This window comes from uncultured Succiniclasticum sp., from assembly GCF_902793885.1.
Taxonomy (GTDB): Bacteria; Bacillota; Negativicutes; order Acidaminococcales; family Acidaminococcaceae; genus Succiniclasticum.
This window is the reverse complement of sequence record NZ_CADBFF010000002.1, coordinates 192,667-199,104: the sequence shown is the minus strand read 5'-3', so window position 1 is coordinate 199,104 and position 6,438 is coordinate 192,667. Positions and strand designations below refer to the sequence as shown.

At 39.9% G+C, this 6,438-nt stretch carries 7 protein-coding genes; 1 reads left to right on the top strand and 6 read right to left on the bottom strand.

Annotated elements, in window-relative coordinates; genetic code table 11:
• Positions 1-95 precede the first annotated feature (95 nt).
• The 4 genes from QZV31_RS02020 to QZV31_RS02005 all read right to left on the bottom strand — a co-directional run bounded on the left by QZV31_RS02020 (position 96) and on the right by QZV31_RS02005 (position 3,459).
• Positions 96-560 carry a hypothetical protein gene (locus QZV31_RS02020; protein ID WP_295357387.1) on the bottom strand — a complete coding sequence of 155 codons (465 nt, stop codon included), beginning with the start codon at positions 558-560 and terminating at the stop codon, positions 96-98.
• Between the two features lie 321 nt (positions 561-881).
• Positions 882-1,505: a hypothetical protein gene (locus QZV31_RS02015; RefSeq protein ID WP_295357384.1), complete on the bottom strand. Its 624-nt coding sequence runs from the start codon at positions 1,503-1,505 to the stop codon at positions 882-884.
• Positions 1,502-2,401: a nucleotidyltransferase gene (locus tag QZV31_RS02010; protein WP_295357381.1), complete on the bottom strand. Its 900-nt coding sequence runs from the start codon at positions 2,399-2,401 to the stop codon at positions 1,502-1,504. The genes QZV31_RS02015 and QZV31_RS02010 overlap by 4 nt, the downstream gene beginning before the upstream one ends.
• Before the next feature lie 233 nt (positions 2,402-2,634).
• A complete protein-coding gene (locus tag QZV31_RS02005; RefSeq protein WP_295357378.1) occupies positions 2,635-3,459 on the bottom strand; it encodes a helix-turn-helix domain-containing protein in 825 nt (274 codons plus the stop codon).
• A 373-nt stretch (positions 3,460-3,832) separates the two neighbouring features.
• Here QZV31_RS02005 and QZV31_RS02000 point away from each other — a divergent pair, with 373 nt between their 5' ends.
• The gene (locus tag QZV31_RS02000; RefSeq protein ID WP_295357376.1) at positions 3,833-4,063 is read left to right on the top strand and encodes a DUF2188 domain-containing protein; all 231 of its coding nucleotides are present in this window, start codon (positions 3,833-3,835) and stop codon (positions 4,061-4,063) included.
• Positions 4,064-4,279: 216 nt separating this feature from the next.
• On the opposite strand, the gene glf is transcribed toward QZV31_RS02000, so the two are convergent.
• Positions 4,280-5,389 carry a UDP-galactopyranose mutase gene (gene glf, locus QZV31_RS01995; RefSeq protein ID WP_295357373.1) on the bottom strand — a complete coding sequence of 370 codons (1,110 nt, stop codon included), beginning with the start codon at positions 5,387-5,389 and terminating at the stop codon, positions 4,280-4,282.
• Positions 5,390-5,481: 92 nt separating this feature from the next.
• Entirely contained in the window at positions 5,482-6,384 is a 903-nt protein-coding gene (locus QZV31_RS01990) for a sugar phosphate nucleotidyltransferase (RefSeq protein WP_295357370.1), read from the bottom strand.
• Between the last annotated feature and the right edge of the window lie 54 nt (positions 6,385-6,438).

Below are 6,438 nucleotides of genomic sequence, written 5' to 3'. Positions count from 1 at the left end.
GGGTAAATCCTCCTTGTTGATTTGGTGTGGTAACTTAATTCTACAAAAGGATTTACACCATGTCTATTTAATTTTGCGCAACTTATTGTACCTTATCAATCATAAGCATGAACAACATAGTTCCTTAAACAGTAGGCAAGTACATATTCTTCACACGTATCATAAGCCTCATGTGTGACATCGCTGTATAACTTTTCATATATTGAGCCATAATGTTTGTTAATTTTCTTTAAATCAGATATATATTTTTTCCAATGCTCTAAAAACAAACGAAATTCCATTACATAAGCGCAAAACCGCCTGTCAACCTCTGCAATAGCATACTTATCACCTGATTTTAAGTTTCTTAATTCATCTTTAAACTCATTATAAGCTTTTTCTGCAGCAATGGATCTTTCTATATTCTTAAAGAGTTTTTCCATTACAAAAGCTGCGTTGGATATTTCTTTAGTTTCCTCATCAGTGAACAAAGTACATTGCTTTAATATCCTTCTACTATTAAAATCGTTTGATGGAGGCATCTCTTCATAAACTAATCCCTTGAATGGAAACTCCACCATATGAAATTCACCGCCTTTATTTTATGGGCATTTATTTCTTCCATATTTATCCCAGATAATATTCACAATAGTCCCTGTGGATGTGTAATTATAAAATTTCAACCAGTCAGTTTTCTATAAAATTAGTGTCAATTCTCTTTCTGCTACTCTGGAAATCGATAAACACAGCTTTATAATTGTCTACAGGGTTCATACACTTTCAAAATGCCGGCGCTTATATCACCATCACAAGCATTGCATTTTAAAACATAATTACAAAACAGCTTTGTGCTGCCTCATCCAGGAACCTTTCTGATGGATTATACTCTTCGCTTGCCAACTCTATTCTTGCTCAGCGTTCGAGCCGGAAGATTTTGATGTAATCGGCTTGAAGTTCATTGAGCCTCTTGTATTTCTGCTAGTATAATAATTTCCGGTTAGTTCTCCGGATTCTTCAATCCAGAGTTCTGCTGTTCCTTTGTGGATTGAACTTCTATCAGCAAGTTCTGCTTTGGGTTCATTCTGATAGATATAAACAATCTTTTTCCAGTCACCCTCTGTTTCTATTGATGACAGTACCGAAAAGCTTCTACTCTCGCCCGTTTTAAAAGCGATCGATACATTAAGAAAACTCTGTTTAATATCCAAACTGCCGTCATACTTTTTGTTCTCGCCTTGCCAGTCCGAAACAAATGTTCCCGTGTATTTTTTGGCAAGAACCGGCATATCAACAATCTTACTGACCCACTTCCATTTCCAGATCACAGTATTAAATAAAGACATCAGAACTGTAGTTATACCAATGGCTTCTCCAGCATAACCAAACACATTATAGCAAAGTTCACCCCAAGCATTAACTTTCAAGTAAATGCCTATATCGGACTTAGCTATATAGCAGCGGAATCCAAATATAATGAATAAGAGCCATATACTGTATTTCATAAACTTTTCATATGATTCCTTCATTGGTCATACCCCAGATAGTTCCATGCATCATAAAGCCATTGTCTTACATCCGAATCTGTCCATTTGCGACCTTTGAAAAGATAAAGCATTCTACTTACTTCTGTCCATTTTTCATGTTTGCCTTCTTTTATCGCGTTATAGAGATAGATAATTGCTTGCTTTATCGTTTCCGTCCAAGTATTATAACCAGTAATTATTGAGTTGGGGATATTCCACACAAGGCACTCTACTAAAAATGAAGTGATTATATCTCCATTGGTTTTCTTGTCGTCAACCATTTCATTTTTGATATGCTTCATGATACGAACAAGCTTTTTGTATTCATAATTCGTATCGTTGTTCTTTGTAATACCATTTCTAATATGTTCTTTAGGATAGTTCTTTATTTCTTTCCCATTCTTTGACATAAACCATGTTCCTTCAATATACCTGTTTGGATCAGTACTTTTCCAATAATAATAGTTCCTAAGCTGAAAAGCAGGGACAACATCTGCTTTGACATGATATGTATTCTCATCAATCTTAAGTGACTTATTTCCATCTGATACATATTCGGTTTTAAACTTCTGCTGAAGCGCCCTTTTTACCATATCCCTGTAATCAAAGAATGTTATTGAGGCAGGAGTAAAACCATAATCCTGCCTCGTCTTACCATCAGGAAGATCAAAATGGAAGGTGTCCTTTAGCATTACACAGACATCTACATCGCTCTCAGCCCTAACGTTTGTATTATTAGCGAAGGATCCTTGTATGAAAACCTCAATATCTTTTGTCTTAAGTTCGTCACTGTTATCTATGGCAGAAAGAATCATTTTGATAGTGTTTTCTGCACGTTGCTCCTCTGATGATGATAGCGGTGCTGTCCACGCTTGCAATGTCTCTTCTGAATACTTCAACTTGTTACTCCTTTCTAAAAAACTGAAATGAAAAATAAATTATTTAGTGGCAGTATTTTCATAATAACCGCCTTTAAACTCAAACAAAACCTTCCTGACACATTATTAAGCAAATGTTACGCTTATCTTTTTCTTCCGCTATACCAAAAATTCCATAAAGCCTTAACTCCGTCTTTCTGTAGATTATTTAAACAATGTTTTTCCCCTCTTGGATGCTATTAACCTGCTTTATCTCAAAACGGCACTTCTTCATCAAATGGCACAGCGGTTTGAAAACCGCCTTGCCCATTAGAATCGTTTGTGAAGTCGTCATTCATAAAAGCATCAATGGCATTACGAAAATCTGATTTCAATTGGGGATGCTTTAAGTACTCTTTTACTGCGTTAAACACATAATCCACAATCTGAGCAAAATGAACATCTTTATTGCTACATAAGAATTGACAGCCTATGGAATACTTATATAACCAAATCTCCTTTGCAAAATTGTTCGAACCATTACCGTTGTTTTCACTATACTGAATATCCATCAAATATAACAGCGTTTTATTTTTCATTTCAATTTTATAGCAATCATCGTGTATCAAGGTATAGCAACCAAAAGAATGTGAATTAAAAACTATGCGGTTTACTTGCTCTTCGCTACCAGCAGTGCTGCCTTTTTGCACAAAAGTTTCCCAACCAAATAATGGATGACAGGGATCACCCTCATCATCAGTTTCGCAGGCATTCAACACATCAGAGGTTTCTTTTTCCCAAATCAACTTTTCTGCCTCCGTATCATTTTTCAATTTTTGCAAAAACTTTAGTGCATACTGTTCTGTACCAGACAGATGTGATAAATCTACCCCAAGCAATGTGTCAAGACTAACATTTAATATATTAGAAGCTTTCACTACAAAATCAATACCCGGCTTTGTATTTATATCTTTGCTCATCCTCGAAATATAACCTGCACTGACACCGGCTTCTTCCTCAAATTCTCCTATTTTTTTCCCTTCTTTTTTTATGAGGAAATACAAATTATCAACAAATATATCTTTAGCGAAATCATTCATTCTATCACTCCTTTACGTCATTTTTTCATTTTATTATTGCACATTTCGGCAAAGCAGTCAACGAAAACATTAAAAATCGCAAAAACATCTTAATTTAATTAGTGAAAAGCCATTTTGATATTTCTGTAAATATCAAAATGGCAAAATGCTATTACGCCAAATTTTGTTTTTATATTGACATTTTTTGCGGTATATGTTAATCCGATTATGTAAACAAAAAGGGACAGCGGCCGCTGTCCCTGCCAGACAAATCCAACTTACATTAGATTCATCCCTACCAGTTTGATTCTAACACAAATTATTTGGAGTTGTAAAGAGATTTTTCTCTCCTCTGGCCGTTTACAAGTTAAAAGCCAGAAAGGAGGTATTACAAATGGCAAGACCTGAACATCACGTAGTTTGGAACTCTGAGAAAGGCACGTGGGACGTTAAAAGAAACAATGCCGAGCGTGTCAGCGGACGCTTTGACACTAAAGAAGAAGCCATGGATTATGGACGGCAAGTCAGCATTAATCAAAATACTGAATTGATTCCGCACCGCAAAGACGGGCGCATCCAAAATCCTGATAGTCATGGAAATGATCCCTATCCGCCTAAAGGATAAACCTGAATACTTTTAGTCGCCCATCAATTATGTATTACAACACAGTCTGGCACTACCAGACTGTGTTTGTTATATTAATACTTAATTACCGAAAACGTTAGGTCTTATAGCAGGTTAAGTAATGGTATCATTTTTCAAAAGGTTCACAACTCGTCCTGGAACGCCAGACCGGAATTAATAGTGAAATGCACATCAACAAAACAGGCAACCTTTTCTTCACTCCAACCCTTCCACTCTCTCCAGTGCCGCCGCAATCACCTGATCCATGTCATAGTACTTGTACTCTCCCAAACGGCCGCCAAAGATTACCTTTTCTTCCTTATCCGCCAGCGCCTTGTAGGAGGCATACAACGTACTGTTGCGTTCGTCGTTCACCGGATAGTAGGGCTCATCCCCGGGCTTCCACTCGGAACTGTACTCCCGGCTGATCACCGTCCTGGGCAGATCGTTCCCTGCCTCGTCCTTGCCAAACTCAAACCACTTATGCTCGATGATCCGGGTCCAGGGCGTCTCCCGGTCCGTATAGTTCACCGCCGCATTGCCCTGATAATTGGGCATATCCAGCAGTTCCGTTTCAAAACGCACCGAACGGTATTCCAGATACCCCAGTTTATAATTGAAATACGCATCAATAGGACCGGTATAGATTACCTTTTCCGCCAGCGCATCCCATGCTACTTTGTCAGCCAAATAATCTTCATTCAGGCGCACTTCCACACCTTCCAGCATCTTCGCCACCATCTTCGTGTAACCGCCAATGGGGATGCCCTGGTACAAGGCATTGAAATAATTGTTATCAAACGTGTAACGCACCGGCAGCCGCCGGATGATGAACGCCGGCAGATCCTTGCAGTCCCGGCCCCACTGTTTTTCCGTGTAGCCTTTGATCAGCTTCTCGAAAATATCCCGGCCTACCAGGGAAATAGCCTGCTCTTCCAGATTGCGGGGCACTCCGGCAATCTCTTTCCGCTGTTCCGCAATCTTGGCCGCCGCTTCTTCCGGCGTCACCACGCCCCACATTTTATTAAACGTATACATATTGAAAGGCAGAGAATATAATTCTCCCTTGTAATTCGCCACCGGACTGTTGGTGAAACGGTTGAACACCGTAAAAGCCTGCAGATAATCCCAGACCTTTTTATCATTGGTATGGAAGATATGGGCGCCGTACTTATGTACCTGAATGCCCTCCACATTTTCCGTATACACATTCCCTGCAATATTGGGACGCTTATCAATAACCAAAACCTTTTTCCCCGCAGCGTGCAGCTGCTGCGCCATCACTGCGCCATAAAGGCCGGAACCTACAATCAAATAATTGTACATAATTAAAAATCTCCATTCGTATCAAGTTATTAATGTATATCGGTAATACCTGACGTATCAAACAAAATTGTTTATAAGGTTAACTACAACAACTACCCCAAATCCCCATACAAGTCTTCCCTATAAGCCCCGTCCGCAATCAGTTTCCGGAAACTGTTTACCACATCCGGCTTGTCTTCCTTGTACGTAACGCCAAACCAACGGTCATGGGAAGACAGCACAGTAAACGCCACGCCATCTTGTAACATAGCATCCGCAATAATCGGAAGCAGATATTCCTCTTTCATAGGATCAGACAAGTTTTCCAAAAATACAGGAAAGCCATTTTTCAGAACATCCATAAACTTCTGCGGATAGCACCAGAAATTCATAGATACCAGCGATTCCGTATCAATTGCGCTGCCATCCGCTTCAGCGCCGCCAGCTGTTTTGATTATGTTTTTCGTTTCTTTGATGCCAACCAGTTTTCCGTCCTGAACTGAACAAATACCCCGGGTCACGCCGCCGTTATCAGACAACGTATTCTTTAACACATAACCCACCAGGCCATATTGTTCCTTTTCCAAAAACTGCGCGGCTTTTACAAACCCTTCTTTGCCGTAATAATCATCGGCATTGATGACACAAAAGGGGGAATCCAACAGGCCGTCGCAGGAAAGCACCGCGTGCCCGGTACCCCAGGGCTTGGTACGGCCTGTCACTTGTTCTTTCCCCGGGAAATCCGGCATGTCCGACAACTCCTGAAACGCGTATGCCACTTCCACATGATGGGCAGCACAAACCTCTTCAATCCGGTTGCCAATCACTTCACGGAAATCCTTTTCAATGTCATGACGGATGATAAAAACGATTTTAGTAAATCCCGCCGCGATCGCGTCGTGGATGGAATAATCCATAATAATATGACCATGGTCATCCACCGGTTCCAACTGTTTGATCCCGCCGCCAAAGCGGGAACCAATACCCGCTGCCAAAATTACTAATGTTTTGTTCACAACTAGTGACTCCTCTTCATATATTTTTACTTTCCCCATATTCCATGACGGATA